Genomic DNA, 19,227 nt, shown 5'->3' with positions numbered 1-19,227 from the left:
TCAGTGCGACGCTATCGCGGTCCCTGGGCGCCTGTACAGCCCGGCCGACGGCCGACGGCGATCAGCGCACCACCTCGTCGGCCAGAAGGTCCATCAGCAGGCCGTCGTGCCAACTGCCGTCCAGGCCACGCTCGTAGCGCCGCATGATGCCGACCGGGCGAAAGCCGACCTTGGCGTAGCAGCGGATCGCGGCGTCGTTGTCGGCCGCCGGGTCGATGATGAGCCGGTGGTGGCCTTGGGCATCGACGAGATGGCAGGCCAGGGTTCGTACGGCGTCGGTGCCCAGGCCCCTGCCGTGCACCGCGGGATCGAGGAAGAGGTCGATGCCCGCGTGCCGGTAGTCCGGCTCCTCCTCGGCGTACCACTGGATCATGCCGACGATCCGCCGGTCGTGCTCCACCGTCAGGCAATGGGTGTCAGGGTCCTGGAGATCGGTCGCGAGCTCCGCCTCGAGATCGTCCCCGCCCCGCCATCGCGCACGTACTTCCGGAGTCGCCCGGATGGCGGCCAGGGCGGGGATGTCCTCGGGGACGGTGGGCCGGAGAACGACGGAGGCGCCACGCAGCACGGTCATGTGCCACGACCCTAGTGCGAGGGGCCGCACGTCGCTGGATTCCACGATGGCAGGAGGTTCCGGGACACGTCCGTGAGGCGCTGCTGATCGAGGTGTACGAGGTGACGGACGACAACGCGGTACGTGGGCCAGCGGCGTGACCCCCCGGCACCGGCGGGGCGGAGTGCATCCGCGGCCGTGTCAGCGCTCCAGCGCCTTGAGGGACAGCGTCACCCGCTCCGTCACCAGGTCGACGCCGAGGATGACGGCCGAGACCTGCTGACCGAGACTCACGGCCTCGGAGGGATGCTGGATGGGCCGTCGGGACAGCTCGGGAATGTTGATCAGCGCGGTGAAGCCCCCGATGTCCACGAAGACGCCGAAGGGGGCGATCCTCGTGACGGTTCCGGTGCAGGTGTCACCAGGGCGGAGCGTCTTCAGGAACGCCCAGTTCAGATCGCTCGGCGTCGGCTCGGTCCTCCACCGGGCACGCAGGACGCCGTCGCTGTCGGGCAGGACCGCGGTGAACAGAGGGTGGCGTTCGTCGACGTACAGGGACAGCGCCGCGGCGGCCCGGGCACCGGCGACCCGGGCGGTCAGTTCCCGATGCTCGGTCTCGTCGGCGACGACGCTGGAGATCACCCCGTCCTCGTCCTCCCAGACGAACTCCACCGTCTCGTCGTCCGGCAGCGCGGCGAGGACCGCGTCGACGTCGCCGGACAGGTCCGGCCAGACGGTCAGTCGGGCACGAGGGGCGAGTGTGCCGCGTACCGCGTCGAGGTTGTCCTCGGTGAGACGGTGCCAGCGGGATGCGTTGAAGACGTGTCCCTCCTCCAGGATGGCCGCCCCTCGCGTGGCGACGGAGCGGCGCAGCCGGGCCCAGAAGACCTCGTCGGCGGGCCGCTGCACGCCCGGTTCGTCGAGATCCGCAGCGTAGGGAGAGACCGCCAGCCGCTCCGGGAAGAGTCCGAGCGCCCGGGTGCGGACGAGGGCGCCCTCGCAGGGATCCTCGCTGGTGACGTAGACGTACTGATCCCATCCGACGTCCACGGCGAACCTGTTCTCGACCTCCAGACGGCACCAGGCGCCGTTGTCCCGGAGCATGCCCCGGACCAGCTCGAGACCGACGGAGAGCGACACCTCGGCGCCGTCGTGATACCCACGGAGATCGGCGGGAAAGAGCCCCGCGAGGCCGTGGCCGTCGACGACGGGCTCCCGCCCGAAGTGCGCAAGGCCGACGACCCCGGGCTCACGGATGTGCAGCCGGTCGACCCCCGTGTCCTCGGCAAAGGCCGCGACCGCCTGCAGATAGGCCGCTTCGACCGGACCGTGGTCACTGATCGTGTCCTCGGCGCCGACGTAGCTGCCTTGCTCGTCGCGGTCGGCGGGATCGTACTTGGTGATCCGGTAGGCGAAGGGCGACACGATGCTCCTGTGGTCGTTCACGAAGCCGGCCGGCTGTCGATCGACCTGGCAGCAGGAGCGTATCGACCTGGCAGCAGGCAGGAGCGTAGTGTGCCCCGGCACACTCCCCACCATGATCAACTGGATGGTGTCTAGGCTTCGTCCATGCTGACCAGTGACGCCGAGTCGTACGAGAGCGCCAGGCGACTGGCTGCCGGGGTCGCTCTGGACCAGGTGCTCGATGCGACGGAGCCGGACTCCTGGATCGATCTCGACGTCGAGGTCCGCGGACTGGCCCGGCGGCGGCCGGAGCTGTTCCACTCGAACGCGTCGCCCTCCGGACGGCGGATGTACTGGGACCCGGAGTCGTCCGCGCCCACCGTCACGTGGTCCCGGAAGCCGGGCGACGCCGAGATCGCCATCGCCCTCTGCCACCCCAGCGGCCTCATCCGGGAGGCCGCGCTGAGCCGTGTCGAGGGGCGGCCCGCCCTGCTCTCGCTGATCGTCATCCGCTGCGCGGACTGGGTGGGACCGGTACGCGAACGGGCTCGCGGGATCCTGGCCGAGACACCCCCGGACCGGCTGGCCGCGCACGCCCCGCTGATCCTGCGCGTCGGGCGGCGCTCCCGGGGCGGCTTCGCCCAGGAACTCCTGACCCACGCACTGCGCGGGGGCCCGGCCGCCCGAACCGAGGCGCTGCTCGACAGCCGCGACCGGGCCACTTCCCGCCTCGTGCACCGGGTCGCCGTCGAGCGACGGTTGCTCCCCGCGCCGCGGCTCGCTCGGACCGCCGCCCACCACCGTGACGTCGTGGTGCAGAACCTGTGCGCCGAAGCGGCCGCGGCCACCCTCGGTGAAGGCACCTCCGAGGGGTCCGCCGAGGTCGTCGCGCCGCTGCTGGAGTCCCGGCAGCCCCGGGTCAGGTCGGCGGGGGTGACGGCGCTGCGCCGCACCGGGCGGCACTCGGACGCCGAGCCGTATCTCACCGACCGGTCCGCCGTGGTCCGGGCGTGCGCCCGGTGGGTGCTGCGGCAGGGCGGCACCGACCCGGCACCGTTGTACCGCGCCCTCTGCGCCGACCCGGCGAACCGTCCCGCCGCCGCGGCGGGACTCGGCGAGTGCGGGGTCCGGGAGGACGCCGAGCTGATCCGGCCGCTGCTCACGCACCCGGCACCCGGGGTGCGTGCCTCCGCCGTGGCGGGACTTCGAGCGCTCGACGCCGTGCGTATCGACGACGTACGGCCGCTGCTGGACGACCCGTCGGCGGTCGTGGTCAGGCAGGCGACCGCGGCTCTGCTTCCGTGGGCCGACCGCCTACCGCTGGAACTGCTCCGCGCACGACTGACCGAGGATCGTCCGCGCCACCAGCGGATCGCGGCGATCCGGCTGCTCCGGGCGGCAGGAGCGCACACCCCCGTGGTCACCGACGTGGCCGACGGCCGGTGTTCCCCAACAGCCTGGCCTGCTCACTCTTCAGCCGTGTGAAGCGATCGCGGGTGTACTCCCGCAGCCCGCGGCCGGGAAAGGTCACCACCGACAGATGCTCCCTGAAGTCGCCCTGGGCCCAGCGCGCGGCGGTGATCTCGTACCCGGAGACATGCGCGCAGAGCTCCAGCAGCGCTTCGGGCATCTCCTCCTCGATGAGCAGGTCCGCCCTGGTGACCACGACGTCCCGCATCGCCCGGATGTTGGGGATGAACACGCTCGTGGCCCAGGTGCGCCACTGGACGAGCTCCTCCTCGGTCGGCGGTATGTCGTGGTCGAACGGGTCCCGGCCGTCCTCGCGGGCGTACATCGCCGAAAAGGTGTCGTAGACGCGGCTGTTGGACTCCATCAGCGCGAAGAGAGGGCCGTAGAAGTTGTTCAACTGCGCGTTGACCCGGTCCAGTCGGGCCTGCCGTTGAGTGAGTCGCAGGCCGTTGGCGTACGTCGCGAGGTAGCCGAGGAATGCCAGCCCGACAGTGACGATCATGGTGAGCATGGGAGGTGATGGTAGGCGTTTCGCCGATCGCGGTCTCCCGGATCTCCGGCCGTGGGTCGTGAGTCGAGGTCGCCGACACCATGAACTCCCTTACGGGAAAGCCTTGTTGGTGACATTGACAGGAACGCGCCAACTGGATTCACTTCCTTGAAGAAGGTACGGACCAGGTTCGACCGCCGCCTGCCGGGCTCGCCACGCCGCCGTCGGCCTCGGGCGAACCCGCCGCCCGGCATCCCCCATCGTGAAATCGAGGCGAGTTCCGGTGACCTTGCGCAGCGCCGACATCGTTGTCGGATCGCGGTTCCTCAGTTTCCTCCTGGCGGCCGTTCTCGCGTGTGCGGTGCTCCTCCCGGCCGCGTCTCCCGCGGCCGCCGCCACCCAGGTGTGCGTACTGGCCTGCGACACCCTGGACCCCTCGCAGGCGCGGCAGGAGAGCTTTCCGGTCCCGGCCAAGAACCTCAACGGCCGCCGCCTCGAGCTGCACGTCTCCGACGCGGACGACATGGCGTGGGCCAGCATCGACGGCGGTGTGACCGGCGACTCGGTGTGGCTCGACCGTTCCTGGGACGGCGGTGCCACCTGGGACGGACTGCTCGGCAAGGCCGCCATACCCGGTACGTGGACCGGCACCAGGACGTTGATGTACAACATCACCGATCCCCGCAACCACCGACGCGGACTGGTGCGGGCCTGCGGCGACGCCGCCGCCGTCGGCTGCACCGACTGGGTCTACCCCACCGTCTGCGACACGCTCTGCGACCGCACCGACGCGGGCCAGGCGGCCGGCGACGCCCGGCCGGTGCCGTCCGCCACCCTCTACGGCCGTACGATCCGCCTGCACGTCGACCAGAAGAACTCCATGGCCTGGGCGAGCATCGAATCCGGTGCCGGCGGCGACGAGATCTGGCTGGACCGATCCTGGAACGGCGGCTCGACCTGGCCGGACGGCTCCTCCCTCGGCCGCACCGCCGTGCCGCAGGGGGCCACCGGCACCCGTACGACGATGTACGCCACCCGGGATCCACGCGGCCTCCTTTACGGCGGAGCGGTCCGCGCGTGCGGCCGCGAGGCCGGACACCAGGAGGGAAGCTGCACCGCGTGGGTCAGGCCCGCGCCGACCCGGGCCCGCGCCGCGGCGGACGCGCTCATGTCCTCGTACGACCCCTACAACGGCTGGTGGCCCAGCAGTTGGTGGAACTCCGCCGCCACGCTCACCGCGCTCGTCGACTTCGCCAGGACGACCGGCACACACGACTACGACTGGGCCGTCGCGCGCACCTTCGACCAGAACAAGGGCAACTTCGCCGCCGGCGTGCGCAGTTCGGACACGATCGAGGGCCACTTCATCAGCCGTTCCATCGACGACTCGGGCTGGTGGGCCATCGCCTGGATCGACGCGTACGACCACACGGGCGACTCCCGCTATCTCGACGAGGCCGTGACCATCGCCGGGTACGTCCAGCAGTACTGGGACACCGGCACCTGCGGAGGCGGCGTGTGGTGGGACCGGGAACGCACCTACAAGAACGCCGTCACGAACGGCCAGTACCTCTGGCTGACCACCGCGCTGCACCAGCGCATCCCGGGCGACACGGTCTGGCTCCAGCGAGCAAGGACCGCCGCCGCCTGGTACAGGTCCAGCGGGATGATCGATTCATCCGGGCTGGTGAACGACGGGCTGACCTCCGCCTGCGCCAACAACGGTGGGACCGTGTGGAGTTACAACCAGGGACTGGCCATCGGCGCCTTCACCGAGCTGTGGAAGTCGACCGGGGACAGTTCACTGCTGGCCACCGCGCGGACCCTGGCCGATGCCGCCATCGGCAACCCCGCGCTCACCCGGGACGGCGTGCTCACCGAGTCCTGCGACCTCGGTTCGGCCTCCTGCGACGACAACCAGAAGCAGTTCAAGGGCATCTTCATGCGCAACCTCGCCGACCTCGCGACGGTCACCGGTTCCAGCACCTACCAGGCCTACGTCCAGAAGCAGGCGGACACCCTGTGGGCGCAGGACCGCACCTCCCTCAACGCCCTCGGTGAACGCTGGGCCGGCACCCTCCCCAACCAGACCGACTGGCGGACCCAGGCGAGCGCCCTCGGAGCACTCACCGCCGCCGCGGGCTGACGCCGAGTCCCAGCAGCCGCCGTACGCGGTGCACGGGCCGGCCTGCCGTGAGCCGACGGCCGGTCCGGCTCAACGCGGTGCCGGGCCGGACGTGTTCACCACTGGACCAGGTCCGGCCACTGACGCGGGAGCCAGTCCGTGAACGACACGGGCCGGCCGTCCAGCTTCATGGGAAGGATCCGGTCGCAGGTCGCCCGGCCGTCGAACCAGAGTGAGCCCCGGTGCGGACCGGTGACGACGAGCAGGGTCGAGAAGCCGCAGCCGTTCTCCTGGATGAAGACGGCGCCGGACGTCTTGAGCTCCTGGAACACCTCGTACTCGGCGTCCCACTGGTCCCAGGCCGCCTGGTGGGCCTCGGGATCCGCGAAGTCTTGAGCCCGAGGCTCGCGTTCGTCCAGCTCGTCCTCGTAGGCGCGGTAGGAATCGGGATGGGGAAAGTCGGACGTGAGTAAGGCGTAGTTGGTGGTCGAGTCCCCCTGCCAGCCCCAGCCCGTCGCGGATCGGCGGAGGCGGTTCACGGCACCGCCGGCGCTGTGCCGGAGCAGATGATCGCGGTACTGGTCGGGGAACGTGACGCCCAACTCCGCCTCCGCGGCACGGATCTCCGCTTCGGACAGGGGCGGCGGAGCGGGATCCCGCCGCGCGGGTGGAGAACCGAGCTCCTCGAAGCGCCTTCCGCGAGCGACGCGTCGGGCTTCCGCGATCCAATCGGTCGTCATGCCGTGGCCGCCTCGTCCTGCGAGCGACGTGGCGGCGGCATCGTCGCCTCCGCTCGACAGTCCGTCCGTCATGCCGAGTCCGTCGGAGTCGGCACCGCCACGGGGCCCGGGGAGAGGAACTTGGCCGACTTGGCGGCCAGATGCCGCGCCAGATACTCGGGGGCGTCGTCCGGGCGCATGCGCGCGAGGGCGACCAGGGCCGTGATGACCACGTCCGCGACCTCGGCGTGGGCGTCGGCCCAGGGCGTGGTCTCCTTGCGGGGGTTGGTGCCACGGGCTCCGATGACGGCCTGGGACGCCTCCCCGGTCTCCTCGGCGATCTTGAGCACTTGCAGGCTCCACTGCTCCGCCTGGTCCAGGCCGAGCGCGGTGTCGTGTTCCTCGAAGCGGCGGGCGAGTTGCTCGATGGTGTCCCAGACGCTGCCGTCCACGGCGTGGTGTCTCCTTCGGGGGCTAGGGGCCGGACCGGTCGGCCGCCACGTGCCCGATGATCCCAGCATCCGACCGGCAGACCGTACGAACCCTGCGCGGCAACGGTCCACCGACGGAACCCCGGGCTCGTACAGCATTCCGTACTGCCTCTGTCGCGCATGCGTCGCAGCGGTCCTGACCGCCGACACCCTCCGCGCGACAGGCCCGCCTCAGCCGATCTGTTCGGCCAGGGCGACGATGATCCCCGCGGGGCCGCGGAGGTAGCAGAGCCGGAAGATGTTCTCGTACTGGGCCACCTCGCCGAGGAGTTCGGCGCCGTGGGCGCGCAGGCGGGCGATGGTGGCGTCGATGTCGTCGACGGCGAACATGACGCGATGCAGGCCCAGGGTGTTGGGCGGCGGGTTCCGCGGCCCGGCGTCGGACAACGCCGGAGCGTTGTACTTGGTCAGCTCCAGCTTGCTGTGACCGTCCGGGGTCCGCACGACCGCGATGTCGCTCCGGACGCCGTCGAGTCCGACGGTGCGGTCCGCGTAGAGGCCCTCGATCTGCGCCTTGCCTTCCAGCTCCATGCCGAACTCGGTGAAGAAGGCGACAGCCGCGTCCAGGTCGTCGACGACGATGGCGACGTTGTCCATCCGCAGAACAGTCATGTCTCCCAGACTAACGACTCGAGACGCGCTGGCGCGGGACCGACCATGACGACGGCCGCGCCGGTCCGCGCACCCGCGGATCGGATCAGATGCCCAGCCCGCCCCTCGGGATCGGCGGCTTGGCATTTCCCGCTTGTTTGGTCCTGTACATGCCCGGAATTGTGGCTTCCGTCATGGCGAATCCGATCATGGTCTGATGAGATCTCCGGATGCTCGGTTTCCTCATCCGTCTCCTGCCGTTCTGGGTTCGCGAACCCCTCCTCATCGTGATCGGCTCCGTTCTCGGCGTACGCCTCATGTATCTCGCCGCGACCGGTCACGGTCTGGTCGCGGCGGGGTTCGGTCTGGTGTTCCTCGTGTTCACCGCGATACGTGTCCACGGGGTGGTCCAGGCGCTGCGTGCGCGCCGGAACACGAACCCGGCGGCGTCCGCGGGCGGAGCGACCGCTGATGTTGCCGTCCCGGCCCAGGCTCAGCCTGCGATGTCACAGGCCCAGGCTCAGCCTCAGGCCCCGTCTCAGGCGGAGCCGCAGGCCCTGGCCGGAACCGGGCCGCGTCCCGGCGCGGGCGCCCCCAAGAAGGACCACAACCCGTGGGCCCAGGCCGTCGGCGCCGTGGCCCTCTTCGGGGTACTCGGCGCGGTGCTGTGGCTGGGCCCGCGCTTCATGCCGTCCGACGACGTCAGCGCCACGCCGCCCGCCTCGTGTTCGGACGAGACCCACGAGGCACTGCCGAAGGCCTTCAAGCAGAAGCCCCGGCCCGTGACCGGTGAGGAGCTGTGCGAGGTGCTCAACGGGCCGGACCTGGCCGAGCTCCTCGGAACGCCTGGCGAGAAGGCGACCACCGCCTCCGGCAGCGACAACACCGCGCCGCTGACGGACGGGAAGGTGGCCCGACCGGAAGCCCAGGTCGACTTCGACACGTACACCGTGAACGTCTCGGCCACGTACAACGATCTGTCGATCGACCAGTACGTGAAGCTGATGAAGTACGGGGAGGAGACCGACGTCAAGAAGCTCAAGGTTCACGGCCGGTCCGCGGTCTTCTCGACGGACCACACCATGAAGCTCGAGTTCAATCTCGGGGGCAGCGGCGGATCCGGTGGACCGGTCGAACAAGGTCCCCTGGAGAGGACGCTGTCCGTGGCCCTCGACCGTGGTGACCGCGGCGGCTACTGCGAGATCACCGTGTGGAGCGAGTCCGGAGCCCTCCCGAACGACACCGCTCTCCTCGACATCGCCGAGAAGGTCCTTCCGAAGATCCCCGAACGACGGGGCCGTTGAGCCGCGGGCGACACGCCTGAAGCACGGACGTGCGCACCAGGACGGGGGACGCGATCAATGCGATCACGCGATCAATGCGATCAACGCGATCGCGCGAACAACGCGATTCCCTCCTGGTGTCACACCAGCGTTCTACGATCCCCCGTCATGACCGATGACATGCTCGACTACGCCCGACCCGGTCTGCTCACCCTCCTCACCCCCGACCAGCTCGGCCTCATCAAGGGCCTGCCGGACGACCCGGTGGGGGTGTGCGCCGCCGTACAGGGCCTCGTCGTTCAGCCGACCGACGCCGCCGCCCTCGGTGTTCCCGAGGAGCGGCTCGCGGAGAAGAACATCCGGCCGGTGAGCGCACTGGTCGCCACCTTGACGGAGTTGGATCCCGCTCCGCTCCACCGTGCCCGGACACCGGAGACGCGGGTGGTGGGGACATGCCGCCACTTCGCCACCCTCGCCTGCGCGATCCTGCGGGCACGGGGCATCCCCTCCCGGGCCAGGTGCGGCTTCGGCATGTGCTTCCAGGAGGGGCGCGGACTCGACCACTGGATCACCGAGTACTGGCACGCAGTCGAACAGCGCTGGGTACGTGTCGACACCGAGCACCTGGGCCACGGTTTCGTCGAGCACCCGGAAGACCTCGCGCCGGGCGAGTTCCTCACGGGCGGCGAAGCGTGGACACGGCACCGCGAGGGCCTCATCGATCCGGCCCGGTTCGGAGTGCTCGGCACCGACCACGCCTGGGGCCCCGCCGAGATCAGCGGCAACGCGGTCCGCGACCTCGCCGCGCTCCGCAAGCTGGAAATGCTGCCCTGGGACGAGTGGGGCCGGATGACCGAGGCCTACGAGGGCACGACGGGCCCCGATTACGACCTGCTCATCGACAAGGTGGCCGAGGCGTGCGCCGCCGGAGACCCGGCCACGCTGACACGCCTGTCGGCCACGGAGGAACTCACCGTTCCACCGCACATGATCACCTGACGTCCGGAGCACCTGACCGGGACCCGGAGACGGTGGGGGAGGGACTGGCCGGCGCCGGAGGCCGCGGGCCGGGGGGTGTGTGAGGTCTGCTCGACGGCTACCGGGTCAGGCGGGTCCCCTGAGTTCCCGGCCGGTCACCATCTCGGATTCGATCCGTACGAACACCGCGTTCCGCAGTGGCATCCAGGAGGTCGGGCCGACCTGCGCCAGCCGTTCGTGCTCCGCACGGTCGGTCACGACGGTGGCGCGGCCGGTGACGACGACGCTCCACCCGGACCGGGTCTCGGCGTCGAACTCGTCCGCCTCGAAGGCGACCACCACACGGTCGATCGCACGGACGAGTTCCGAGTCCGACGAGGTGCACAACAGCACGGAGCCGTCCGTGTTCAGGCAGAAGTTGACCGGGAGGACCGCGGGCAGGGCCTGCCGGGTGTACACCACGCGGCCGACCGGGACCTTCGCCAGGAGGCGGAGGCACTCCTGCCGGTCGAGTTCGTGAATCGTGTCTTCCTGGGACATCCAGCCATCGTCCCTGCCCGCACCGGGACCGAATAGGGCCGGTCGGCCCTACTGAGGGGGAGCCGAAGGGCCTGCCCGAGCCCGAACGACCCGAGAACGGGCTCCCGCCCTAGTCACCCGGGCTCGCCCACCCAGGTTCGCCCGTCGGCAGGCCTCGCCCCCCTCCACAGGCGTGCCCACCGGCCCGGCCCGCCTCCCTAACCCACCGGCAGAGGCTCACGCACCATGAACACGTCCACCGGATCCTCCGCCTCGACCACGAACCCGTGCCGCTCGTACAGCCTCCGGGCCGGACTGCCCTGCAATACGTTGAGCCGGACCCGGGCACCGGCGCGGTCGCACCGCTCCAGCAACTCGCTCAGCACGCCCGAACCGATCCCGCACCCCTGGAGATGCGGCGCCAGGTAGAAGTGCTCGAACCACCGGGCGTCCTCCGCCGGACGCAGGGCCACGGAACCGGCGAACGTGCCGCCGACCTCGATCACCCAGGTGTGGGACGGGTCGAACGCGTCCCGCAGCCGTTGACGCACGCGCTGCGGGTCATAGCGCCCGAGCCGCTCCAGATCCGGCCGCATCACCACGGCACGCAACTCGACCACCGCATCGACGTCCCGAAGCGACGCCGGACGAAGATCCCAATCAACCATGATCATCAGACTATCGCGCGGGATGGATCAGAGCCCTGCGGCCTTGCGTTCGTCCTCCGTCAACGGAGGGCCGTCCAGCAGGGGCTTCTTCCGGCCGAGGAAGACACGAAAGAGCATGTCGGGGGCGAGGAGCCGGGCGGGGGGCCGTTCCATGCTCATGACGTCCAGGAGGACCCGCAAGGCGTGGGGGTTGCGCGCCCCGGCGTCGACGGCGCGGTCGATGAACCTGGCGGCGGCGCGTTCCAGTCCGCTCGGCGCCTCGTCCGTGGCACCCGGGTAGAGGGCGTCCTGGCCCACGGCGAGATCCCAGGCCTGCCCGACGGGGCGTGCCGCGCGACGCTGGATGAGCCGGGCCGTCTCCGGGGAGCCGATGTCCTGCCTCGCGAGCACTCTCCTGAGCTCCAGGACGCTCTGCGCGGCAGCGGTCAGGCCGTGTCCGTACACCGGGTTGTATCCGGCGATGGCGTCCCCCAGAACGGCGAAGCCGGACGGCCACCCGGGCACCTTCTCGAAGTAGCGCCGCTTGTTGGCCGTACTGCGAGTCGTGACGACATCGGTGAGTGGTTCGGCCTTGGCGAGAAGGTCGCCGATGACGGGATGGGCGAGGGTACGGGCGAAGGGCACGAACTCGTCGTTCTCGCGGCTGGGCTGGCCTCCCCTGCTGCCGGAGAGCGTGACGAGCCAGCGGCCCTCCTCGATGGGGAGGATGATGCCGCCCCGGCCCGGCGGCCGCGAGGGATCCGCTTGCACGTTGACGATGGGGAAGTCCTCGCCCGTGGAGGCGGGGGCGCGGTAGATCCGGCTCGCATAGCCGACACCGGCGTCGACGACCTTCTCCTGGACCGGCGGCAGCCCGAGGCCGGCCAGCCAGACCGGTGCGCGGCTCGCCCGCCCCGTCGCGTCGATGACCAGGTCGGCCGACAGGATCTCCGCTCCCTCGGCGCCGCGTATGCGCACCCCCGTCACGTGGCCGGAGCCGCCTTCGAGGGCGAGGAGTTCGGTCCGCTCGCGCACGGTCACACCGGACCCCCGGAGGACCTCGGCGCGGATCGTCGAGTCGAGCAGGTCGCGGCTGCACACGAGGTTGACGTGGTGGGCGTTCTCGAACCGCCTGAACCACTGTCCGGAGGGAGCCTTGCTGACCATGCCCGACATGATCGGCACGCGGCGGGCGCCGCGAGCGACGAGCTGATCCGTGATGCCGGGCAGCAGTTCTTCCAGAGCCAGCACCCCACCCGACCACAACAGGTGCGCGTGGCGGGCCTGAGGCAGTCCCTTGCGAGGGGCGGGCAGTCGGGGCAGGACGTCGGACTCGATGACCGTGACGTCCGCGTGGCCGGAGAGTACGGCCGCCGCGAGCATGCCGGTCATCCCTCCTCCGATCACGAGAGCGGCAGGCCGGCGACCGGACGTTCTCTCGGGCATTGGCGGAAGCACCCTTTCTCGCGGCCGTCCGGCCGTGACGGCTCCTGTCAGGCAGTTGCCGCCAGGAGCACCGAAGTTCGAACTGCGGGGAGACAACGTACCTTCACGACCGCGGCGGTTGGGATCCCTCCTGCCGCACGTCGCGCAGGGCCGCGCGCCGACGGGCCGCCGCGACGATGGGCGAGGACCCGATGGCCCGGGCGAGTCGGACCCTGGTGTGGGGGCGTTCCACGGTTTCGAGCAGGCTCACCTCGGTTGTGCGGTAAGCACTGTGACGCTCCGTCACATGAATGCGTGCCGCGGCCAGCATGGCGGCGTCCGCCACCACCCGCGCGTCCTCCAGCACCGTCTGTCGCGCGCGGCCGGACTCCGCCGGTGCGGCCGACTGCCGAAGTGCCTCGGCGTAGGCGGCGTCACGGATCTCCAGGTCCAGGTAGGGCCCACAGGCCAGGACACCGTCCAGGATCGTGATCTCCTGCTGGGTCAGGCGTACCACGGGCGAGGTCCACCAGCGGAACTCCGCCGTCGCCGAACCCCGCAGGTCGCGCAGCTCCGCCCAGAGCGGCTTCTGGAGCCGGTAGCGGTTCCAGGCGCGCGCGTTGTCCGCCAGAGGCGGGCCGAGGCGGGGCAGCGCGAAGCCGGTGGCGACCAGGACGCCGGCGAGCGCGACCAGCGGCGGTGACACGTCGGTGCTGAGGAAGTCCCAGTCACGGCCGGTCCAACGGGCCGCCAGGGAGGCGTACTTCGCCGCTTGGTAGGACAGGTCGAAGCAACTGCCGATCACGATCAGGGTCAGGCCCGTGTGGGTGATTCCGGTGACCATCCGGAGCCAGCCGAGACACATGCCCGTCAGAATGACGGTGGCGAGGGTGTGAAACGCCAGATACAGCAGGATCATTTCGCGCATGTACGGGGTGTTGGCGTAGTAGGTGTCCAGGTCCCGTGTCCGCTCGACGGGCGCGTCGGCCAGTGCGAAGAGCACGACGATCCCGATGATCACCACCGTGTAGAGGGCCACCACCAGGAGCATCCGCCGCCTGACCTCCGGGAGGGGCCCGCCCCGCCACACGATCATCAGGACGATGTAGGCGGCGCTCAGCGCGGACATGCCGCAGTACACGAGCGGTCCGGAGAAGTTGGATATCCCGGTGAACGCGTTGACCGCGGTGATCGTCGGGGGCGCGGAGAACAGGCACACGGCGGAGCCGATCAGAAGGATCGCGCTGCTGGGCATGATCGCGGGGTCGCGCCATGTCTCCCTCAGCGAGGGGACTTTGATCGCGACGGCGATGAGCAGGATGGCGCCGGGGATGTAGAAGACCAAGCCGCTGCCGTTCATCGATCACGGCCCTTCCGGGTGCGGACCGGGCGCGGGCTCGCGGCGGCCTGGTCGGGACCCGGGGCGGGCGCTGCGGATGGGCTCATGTGGATGATTTCTCGCCATCCTCGACGTGTTCGACAGCAGGACGGGGCGGCGCCGCCGAATCCGTGCGGACGGCGGCCGCGACGGGTGAGCTGCGCAGGGCACGGGACACCCCCACGAGAGCGGCACGCGCGGTCGGGACGGCCGAGTCCCCGGGAGCGTGCGGTGCGCGGGTGCGGCCCTGGCGGGTGGCCTGCGCGGCCGCGCGGATCATCGCCGCCTGACCGACGAGAACGGCTTCCGGGCCGCTGCTGCCGGCGGCTTCGGCGGCCGACTGCGCGTGTGCCCGGACGTCGTCGTCGAGCTGCGGGCGTACGAGGCTCAGCCCGTCCTGGATGCCCGCCTCGCGTCGGGTCAGGTGCACCTGGGGCGAGGCGTACCAGCGGATGGGCGCGGCCAGGGAGGTGCCGGGGCTGGCGCCACTGAGTTCGTTCCACAGCGGCCCGAGCCGTACGAAGGCGACAAGGGTCCGTCCGATGCCGACCGCCCAGGGGCCCACCAGGGGCAGCAGGAATCCGACGATGGCGAAGGGAGCGGCCATGGCCGAGACGAGGGGGGAGAAGGTGGTGCTGAGAACGTCCCAGTCCCGGCCGGTCCTGTGAGCGGCCACCGCGACCAGCTTCAGGCTGCTGAAGGAGAGATTCAGCAGCCAGCCGACGCACAGGATCCACAGGCCGGCACGCAGCCAGCCCTGGACCTGGAGAGCCCAGCGCCAGCACATCATCGTGGTGACGAGAGCGGCGGTCATGTGCGCCAGCAGGTACAGCATGATCATCTCGCCGATGTAGGGCGTCGACGCGTAGTACGTGTCGAAATCGGTTCGACGTTCCACCGGAGCGTGACCCAGGCCGAACAGCGCGACCAGCGCGGCGACGACCAGTGTGTATCCGAGGAGCCAGTGTCGCGAGACCCGCCGTACGTGCTCGGGCGAGCCGCCGCGCCAGTGGACGATGAGCAGCAGGCAGGAGGCGCTGAACCCGCTGATGATGATGTACACCAGCAGACTCGACGCGTTCGGGACCCCGCTGATCCTGTTCACGGCGGCGATCGTCGGGGGCGCCGCGAAGAAGAATCCCGCGCCCCCCACGGCGATGACGACGCAGACCGACCGGACGAGCGGGTCCCGCCAGGCTCTCCACAGATCCGGAATCTTCACGCCGAGGCAGATCCACAGAGCGGCGGCGGGTATGTAGTAGTCGAAGGAGTCCACGGGCTCAGACCTGCCGACGACGGTTTCCCAGCGACGCGTTGATGCGTCCGGCGATGTCGTCGCGACCCGTCGCCGCACTGCCCGGCTCGCTCTCCAGCCATACGCGGAACCGCGTGGCCGCCAGCAGGCCGAACGTCTCGGCGGCCCGCTCCTCGCTGTGCTTGAACTCGGTGCGCGCGGCCACCCGGCGCACGGTCTCGTCCAGCTCGGGCAGATCCGGGCGGGTGGCCAGCATCCGGGTGGCCACGGAGTGCCCGACGGCGTGGTTGCCGCACGCGCCGTCGAGCAGATGCCAGACCTCGTGGAAGAAGATCGCCAGTTGATGGAGCGGTGTCGCACGCTCGTCGATCACGATGATGTCGCGGTCGGGCAGATCGAGCCAGAGACCACTGGCCGTCCGATGCGGGAACTCCTTGCGCAGGACGACGAGTTCGCGACCGGTCTTCGCGCCGACCAGGCGGATCAAGGCGTCGAAAAGGGCGTCGGGCTCGGAGGGGACCGGCAGTTCCACACCGGTGACCAGCTCGTCGACCAGACGACGCATGACCCTTACCTTGCGCACTGTTCTCCCCAGGAAGTGCGAGAAGCCTGCGGCTTCGTGTCAGCGTTCTTCGCTCTGTACAGGTCGGCGCCGATCCGGGACGACGGCACGGTCGGCCTCCGTACGCAATATGCCAAACCCGCGCTTGCCGTGCACGGGCGAGCATCCGAAGGCGACATCGCGATGGGGCATATGATGCTGAACAAGTCCGATAAAAGCAGACCCGTGAGCGCTGGGCCGGATGACTGGATATAGCCGTCGTCCAGGTGGCCCGAACGGCTCCGGCGGCCGCGGCGGACGGGCGCGCCCCGCGGGTCTCCGGCCCCCTGGACGGCTCGCGAGGGACGAGGACGACCGTGCCCGATGTGCCGAGTCACCACCCGGAAGATCCGAAGGAGAACCGGTCATGACCCCATTCCCCACCGAGCGAGCCGTCCGGACCACCCCCGAGGGACTTCTGTGGGAGCCCAGCGACCGCTGGGTGCGCGGCGTGCGCGGCGAGGTGACCGTCGTCGACAGCAGGCACCCCGTCCTCGTGTGGGAGCCGGCCGTACCGGTCCCGCTGTACGCCTTCCCGCGCGCGGAGGTCCGCGAGGACCTGCTCCGCCCCGCGAAGAACCCCGCGACCGGCACGCACACCGGATCACGGATCTTCTACGACCTCGAGATCGACGGAGAGCTCCAGGAGAACGCGGCCTGGACGTTCCCCGGCGCCGACCTGGCCGGACACATCGCCTTCGAATGGTTCGGCCGCGTCGGCCGGGGCCTCGACCACTGGTACGAGGAGGAGGAAGAGATCTTCATCCACCCGCGCGACCCGCACAAACGGGTGGACGCCATGGCCAGCACCCGGCATGTGACGGTCGAGATCGACGGCACGCTCGTCGCCGACACCGTCCGCCCGGTCCTGCTCTTCGAGACGGCACTGCCGACGCGCTTCTACATCCCGCGCGAGGACATCCGCATGGACCTGTTCGTCCCCACCGGCCACCACACCGGCTGCCCCTACAAGGGCACGGCCGGCTACTGGTCGTTCCGGGACGGAGCCGCCCACGCCACGAACATCGTCTGGAGCTACCCGGACCCGCTACCGGCGGTGGGCCCGATCAAGGATCTCCTGTCCTTCTACAACGAGGCGGTCGACATCACCGTCGACGGCGCAGCCCTGGAACGCCCCGTCACCCCCTTCACCCGAAGGGTCCCGGAGCGGACGCGGAAGTGAGCCCGGAGGCGGGGAGGCGGTTCAGGAGCGGACGCGGATCTTTCCACCCGGCGACGTGAGGATTACGCTTCGGCGCTGAAACGGCGAAGGCGGACGGGGGCCGGGATGCGTGGTGCACGGATGCGCCAGATCATCGGGGGAGTGATCGGCGTAGGGTCCATCGTCGTATCCGTCGCGCTGCGCCTGCACAGTTGGCCGGAACGGGGTTTCGTCACGGTGATGCTGCTCGGCATGGGCGGCTTCGGTCTCCTCTTCCACCAGTGGCGCGTACGAGGCGAACTCGCCGCCCGGCCCTGGGTACTCGGCGGCGTCGCCCTGTGGGCACTGACCGTCGCGGTGGCCTCCGTCGACGACAGCGCGGCCGGGCCCGTCGCCGTCCTGACGGCACTGGTGGGCGTCACGGGTGCTCTCGTCAGCCTCACGCGCAAGGCGCGGCTCCGCGGGAAGCCGGATCCCGCGACACCCGACCACTGATTCCTCGGCAACCAGCCCCTCTTCGCCGGTGCTTGCATGCCAGGCAGCCTCGAACCGCCGCCTCAGCCTGAACCGCCCGGGCGGAAGCGGCGAGCGATCAACCGCGCAGGTGGCCGAGGACGGACCGCGCCGCGCGCTCCACGGCATCGCGGGCCCCCTCGGAACGATCGGTCGTCTCGAAGCCGTGCCGGCCCAGGGGCACGTCGATCACCTCGACCGCGGTGTCACACTCCTTGGCGGCGGCCAGGAACTCCTCGACCGTCGCCGCGATCTCGGTGCGCTCCGACTCGACCCGGGTCAACACGAACGGCAGCCCCTCCGCCCCTCGAACGGCGACCGCCGGGCGGAACCGGGCATCGACGAGCCCCCAGTTCGGCATGGGAGCGAGGACCGGATACGTGGCCGCCACGCACCGCAGCCATGGAGGAGGCGCCGCGAGCCAGTCCGCCGAGAGCAGGCCGCCGACGGAGAAGAACCACAGGGCCACACGGTCGGAATCGACCCGCGGATCGGCCCGTACGAGGTCCACCGCCTCGGCTACGTCCTCGGCGGCCCGCCCGAAGTCGGCCAGATCGTGCAGCCGATGGTCCGGCGTCACGCCGACCGCCCCCAGGTCCGCCACGAGGCGCGCGTAGCCGACGAAGCCCGGCCAGTCGCGCGGAGTCGGCCGCACACCGGGGTGAACGGGACCACCGTGCACGAACACGACCGCCGGCCACGGACCTTCGTCTCCCGAGGGCTCGTCGGCGACGTCACCGGGGAGGTGGAGATCGATCCGCCCGATCCGCTCACGGCGCCGTTCCGGTACGTCGAGCAGGAACGGCCTGAGGTGCGCGGGCCGTTCGCTCACCGCGGCGCTCACCCGATGGCCTTCGCCCGCGGCGGCCCGGAGGAGTATCGCGGCCACCTCCTGCGCACGGGAGAGCATCGGCCAGTGTCCGGTGTCGAGTTCGAAGAAGGTCACACGAGGCTCGGCGAGTGCCAGGAACCGGGGGTCCCCCAACCCCACCAAGCCCTCGACCATCGCGATGCTCGAACCGTTCCCGGTGCACAGGACGCCGGTCGCCGGCAGCGCGGAGACCGCCCCCGTCAGACGCAGCGGCTGGATGAGCGTGCCCGCCGGCTGCGGTTCGGCGCTCTCCGCCAGCCGGGCGAGCGCGGCCGACGGGATGCCGGCGACGCTGCCCCAGCGTTGCCACGCCTCCGGCGACGGCGGCGGAGGGATCAGCCAGTCGTCCCCGCCCGCACCGGACCGGTGCAGCAGCCGGGCGCGTACCGTCTCGTCCGGCACCAAGGCCAGCGCATGGTCCCCGTGCTGTGGCATGCCGGCATCCAGATGGACGATCCGGGCGACCCGCTCAGGACGTCGGTCGGCGGCGCCGAGCACCGGGTGGATGCCGTAGCAGTGACCCACCAGAACCACCTCCGGCGCATCCAACTCGTCGATGAGCAGGAGCAGTTCGTCGATGTGCGTCTCGAGGTCCGTGCCCGGTCCGGCCGGACGCCCGGGGTCGCCCATGCCGCTGAGAGTCACCGGATGGACCTGCGCCCCCGACTCCCGTAGCCCTGCGGCCACTTCCCGCCAGATCCAGCCGCCGGTGTGGGCGCCTGCCACCAGGATGAAGGTCGTCATCGCTGTCT

General features: G+C 70.5%; 19 protein-coding genes. 6 read left to right on the top strand and 13 right to left on the bottom strand.

Going from position 1 to position 19,227, the window contains the following annotated elements; translation table 11 throughout:
• Positions 1–61: 61 nt before the first annotated feature.
• Both ACFRIC_RS02455 and ACFRIC_RS02450 read right to left on the bottom strand, forming a co-directional pair.
• Complete coding sequence (locus tag ACFRIC_RS02455) at positions 62–574, bottom strand: GNAT family N-acetyltransferase (RefSeq protein ID WP_382778616.1); 513 nt, start codon at positions 572–574, stop codon at positions 62–64.
• A gap of 180 nt (positions 575–754) precedes the next feature.
• Positions 755–1,978 carry a S1 RNA-binding domain-containing protein gene (locus ACFRIC_RS02450; protein WP_382778615.1) on the bottom strand — a complete coding sequence of 408 codons (1,224 nt, stop codon included), beginning with the start codon at positions 1,976–1,978 and terminating at the stop codon, positions 755–757.
• 144 nt (positions 1,979–2,122) lie between these two features.
• Here ACFRIC_RS02450 and ACFRIC_RS02445 point away from each other — a divergent pair, with 144 nt between their 5' ends.
• Positions 2,123–3,442 carry a HEAT repeat domain-containing protein gene (locus ACFRIC_RS02445; protein ID WP_382778614.1) on the top strand — a complete coding sequence of 440 codons (1,320 nt, stop codon included), beginning with the start codon at positions 2,123–2,125 and terminating at the stop codon, positions 3,440–3,442.
• Here ACFRIC_RS02445 and ACFRIC_RS02440 read toward each other — a convergent pair.
• On the bottom strand, positions 3,378–3,938 hold the full coding sequence (locus ACFRIC_RS02440) for a hypothetical protein (RefSeq protein ID WP_382778613.1): 561 nt from the start codon (positions 3,936–3,938) through the stop codon (positions 3,378–3,380). The genes ACFRIC_RS02445 and ACFRIC_RS02440 overlap by 65 nt on opposite strands.
• A gap of 502 nt (positions 3,939–4,440) precedes the next feature.
• On the opposite strand from ACFRIC_RS02440, the gene ACFRIC_RS02435 reads away from it, so the two are divergent.
• Positions 4,441–6,063 (top strand): glycoside hydrolase family 76 protein, encoded by a 1,623-nt coding sequence (locus ACFRIC_RS02435; RefSeq protein WP_382778881.1) that lies wholly within the window; start codon positions 4,441–4,443, stop codon positions 6,061–6,063.
• Positions 6,064–6,158: 95 nt separating this feature from the next.
• On the opposite strand, the gene ACFRIC_RS02430 is transcribed toward ACFRIC_RS02435, so the two are convergent.
• The 3 genes from ACFRIC_RS02430 to ACFRIC_RS02420 all read right to left on the bottom strand — a co-directional run bounded on the left by ACFRIC_RS02430 (position 6,159) and on the right by ACFRIC_RS02420 (position 7,864).
• The gene (locus tag ACFRIC_RS02430) at positions 6,159–6,782 is read right to left on the bottom strand and encodes an SMI1/KNR4 family protein (RefSeq protein WP_382778612.1); all 624 of its coding nucleotides are present in this window, start codon (positions 6,780–6,782) and stop codon (positions 6,159–6,161) included.
• Between the two features lie 68 nt (positions 6,783–6,850).
• Positions 6,851–7,213, bottom strand: coding sequence for a MazG-like family protein (locus ACFRIC_RS02425; RefSeq protein ID WP_382778611.1), 363 nt, complete (start codon positions 7,211–7,213; stop codon positions 6,851–6,853).
• Positions 7,214–7,423: 210 nt separating this feature from the next.
• Entirely contained in the window at positions 7,424–7,864 is a 441-nt protein-coding gene (locus ACFRIC_RS02420) for a VOC family protein (protein WP_382778610.1), read from the bottom strand.
• A 209-nt stretch (positions 7,865–8,073) separates the two neighbouring features.
• On the opposite strand from ACFRIC_RS02420, the gene ACFRIC_RS02415 reads away from it, so the two are divergent.
• Together ACFRIC_RS02415 and ACFRIC_RS02410 are read left to right on the top strand one after the other, a co-directional pair.
• Positions 8,074–9,147 carry a DUF6215 domain-containing protein gene (locus ACFRIC_RS02415; RefSeq protein WP_382778609.1) on the top strand — a complete coding sequence of 358 codons (1,074 nt, stop codon included), beginning with the start codon at positions 8,074–8,076 and terminating at the stop codon, positions 9,145–9,147.
• A gap of 147 nt (positions 9,148–9,294) precedes the next feature.
• Positions 9,295–10,125, top strand: a complete 831-nt coding sequence (locus tag ACFRIC_RS02410; RefSeq protein WP_382778608.1) for a transglutaminase-like domain-containing protein — start codon at positions 9,295–9,297, stop codon at positions 10,123–10,125.
• A 105-nt stretch (positions 10,126–10,230) separates the two neighbouring features.
• On the opposite strand, the gene ACFRIC_RS02405 is transcribed toward ACFRIC_RS02410, so the two are convergent.
• The 6 genes from ACFRIC_RS02405 to ACFRIC_RS02380 form a co-directional block, all read right to left on the bottom strand.
• Positions 10,231–10,644 carry a pyridoxamine 5'-phosphate oxidase family protein gene (locus tag ACFRIC_RS02405; RefSeq protein WP_382778607.1) on the bottom strand — a complete coding sequence of 138 codons (414 nt, stop codon included), beginning with the start codon at positions 10,642–10,644 and terminating at the stop codon, positions 10,231–10,233.
• A gap of 197 nt (positions 10,645–10,841) precedes the next feature.
• Entirely contained in the window at positions 10,842–11,291 is a 450-nt protein-coding gene (locus ACFRIC_RS02400) for a GNAT family N-acetyltransferase (RefSeq protein WP_382778606.1), read from the bottom strand.
• A 27-nt stretch (positions 11,292–11,318) separates the two neighbouring features.
• A complete protein-coding gene (locus ACFRIC_RS02395) occupies positions 11,319–12,716 on the bottom strand; it encodes an FAD-dependent monooxygenase (protein WP_382778605.1) in 1,398 nt (465 codons plus the stop codon).
• A 103-nt stretch (positions 12,717–12,819) separates the two neighbouring features.
• Positions 12,820–14,055, bottom strand: coding sequence for a hypothetical protein (locus ACFRIC_RS02390; protein WP_382778604.1), 1,236 nt, complete (start codon positions 14,053–14,055; stop codon positions 12,820–12,822).
• Positions 14,056–14,137: 82 nt separating this feature from the next.
• Entirely contained in the window at positions 14,138–15,349 is a 1,212-nt protein-coding gene (locus ACFRIC_RS02385; RefSeq protein ID WP_382778603.1) for an MAB_1171c family putative transporter, read from the bottom strand.
• Between the two features lie 4 nt (positions 15,350–15,353).
• Complete coding sequence (locus ACFRIC_RS02380) at positions 15,354–15,893, bottom strand: toxin-antitoxin system, toxin component (RefSeq protein ID WP_382778602.1); 540 nt, start codon at positions 15,891–15,893, stop codon at positions 15,354–15,356.
• A 403-nt stretch (positions 15,894–16,296) separates the two neighbouring features.
• On the opposite strand from ACFRIC_RS02380, the gene ACFRIC_RS02375 reads away from it, so the two are divergent.
• Both ACFRIC_RS02375 and ACFRIC_RS02370 read left to right on the top strand, forming a co-directional pair.
• Positions 16,297–17,112 (top strand): DUF427 domain-containing protein, encoded by an 816-nt coding sequence (locus ACFRIC_RS02375; protein ID WP_382778601.1) that lies wholly within the window; start codon positions 16,297–16,299, stop codon positions 17,110–17,112.
• A gap of 120 nt (positions 17,113–17,232) precedes the next feature.
• Positions 17,233–17,586: a hypothetical protein gene (locus tag ACFRIC_RS02370; RefSeq protein WP_382778600.1), complete on the top strand. Its 354-nt coding sequence runs from the start codon at positions 17,233–17,235 to the stop codon at positions 17,584–17,586.
• 97 nt (positions 17,587–17,683) lie between these two features.
• On the opposite strand, the gene ACFRIC_RS02365 is transcribed toward ACFRIC_RS02370, so the two are convergent.
• Complete coding sequence (locus ACFRIC_RS02365) at positions 17,684–19,219, bottom strand: alpha/beta fold hydrolase (RefSeq protein WP_382778599.1); 1,536 nt, start codon at positions 19,217–19,219, stop codon at positions 17,684–17,686.
• Positions 19,220–19,227: the final 8 nt, after the last annotated feature.

Origin of the sequence: Streptomyces sp. NPDC056738 (assembly GCF_042790435.1) — a bacterium.
Lineage (GTDB): Bacteria > Actinomycetota > Actinomycetes > Streptomycetales > Streptomycetaceae > Streptomyces.
Note: the sequence above shows the minus strand (reverse complement) of the source record. Positions and strands in the feature narration are given on the sequence as shown.

Excerpts from the sequence above, each read along its gene's own strand:
- ACFRIC_RS02435 (WP_382778881.1), top strand. The coding sequence starts at position 4,441 with ATGGCGTGGGCCAGCATCGACGGCGGTGTGACCGGCGACTCGGTGTGG.
- ACFRIC_RS02365 (WP_382778599.1), bottom strand. The coding sequence starts at position 19,219 with ATGACGACCTTCATCCTGGTGGCAGGCGCCCACACCGGCGGCTGGATC.
- ACFRIC_RS02440 (WP_382778613.1), bottom strand. The coding sequence starts at position 3,938 with ATGCTCACCATGATCGTCACTGTCGGGCTGGCATTCCTCGGCTACCTC.
- ACFRIC_RS02380 (WP_382778602.1), bottom strand. The coding sequence starts at position 15,893 with ATGCGTCGTCTGGTCGACGAGCTGGTCACCGGTGTGGAACTGCCGGTC.
- ACFRIC_RS02415 (WP_382778609.1), top strand. The coding sequence starts at position 8,074 with ATGCTCGGTTTCCTCATCCGTCTCCTGCCGTTCTGGGTTCGCGAACCC.
- ACFRIC_RS02430 (WP_382778612.1), bottom strand. The coding sequence starts at position 6,782 with ATGACGACCGATTGGATCGCGGAAGCCCGACGCGTCGCTCGCGGAAGG.
- ACFRIC_RS02375 (WP_382778601.1), top strand. The coding sequence starts at position 16,297 with ATGACCCCATTCCCCACCGAGCGAGCCGTCCGGACCACCCCCGAGGGA.
- ACFRIC_RS02370 (WP_382778600.1), top strand. The coding sequence starts at position 17,233 with ATGCGCCAGATCATCGGGGGAGTGATCGGCGTAGGGTCCATCGTCGTA.
- ACFRIC_RS02420 (WP_382778610.1), bottom strand. The coding sequence starts at position 7,864 with ATGACTGTTCTGCGGATGGACAACGTCGCCATCGTCGTCGACGACCTG.
- ACFRIC_RS02390 (WP_382778604.1), bottom strand. The coding sequence starts at position 14,055 with ATGAACGGCAGCGGCTTGGTCTTCTACATCCCCGGCGCCATCCTGCTC.
- ACFRIC_RS02405 (WP_382778607.1), bottom strand. The coding sequence starts at position 10,644 with ATGTCCCAGGAAGACACGATTCACGAACTCGACCGGCAGGAGTGCCTC.
- ACFRIC_RS02400 (WP_382778606.1), bottom strand. The coding sequence starts at position 11,291 with ATGGTTGATTGGGATCTTCGTCCGGCGTCGCTTCGGGACGTCGATGCG.
- ACFRIC_RS02445 (WP_382778614.1), top strand. The coding sequence starts at position 2,123 with ATGCTGACCAGTGACGCCGAGTCGTACGAGAGCGCCAGGCGACTGGCT.
- ACFRIC_RS02395 (WP_382778605.1), bottom strand. The coding sequence starts at position 12,716 with ATGCCCGAGAGAACGTCCGGTCGCCGGCCTGCCGCTCTCGTGATCGGA.
- ACFRIC_RS02410 (WP_382778608.1), top strand. The coding sequence starts at position 9,295 with ATGACCGATGACATGCTCGACTACGCCCGACCCGGTCTGCTCACCCTC.
- ACFRIC_RS02455 (WP_382778616.1), bottom strand. The coding sequence starts at position 574 with ATGACCGTGCTGCGTGGCGCCTCCGTCGTTCTCCGGCCCACCGTCCCC.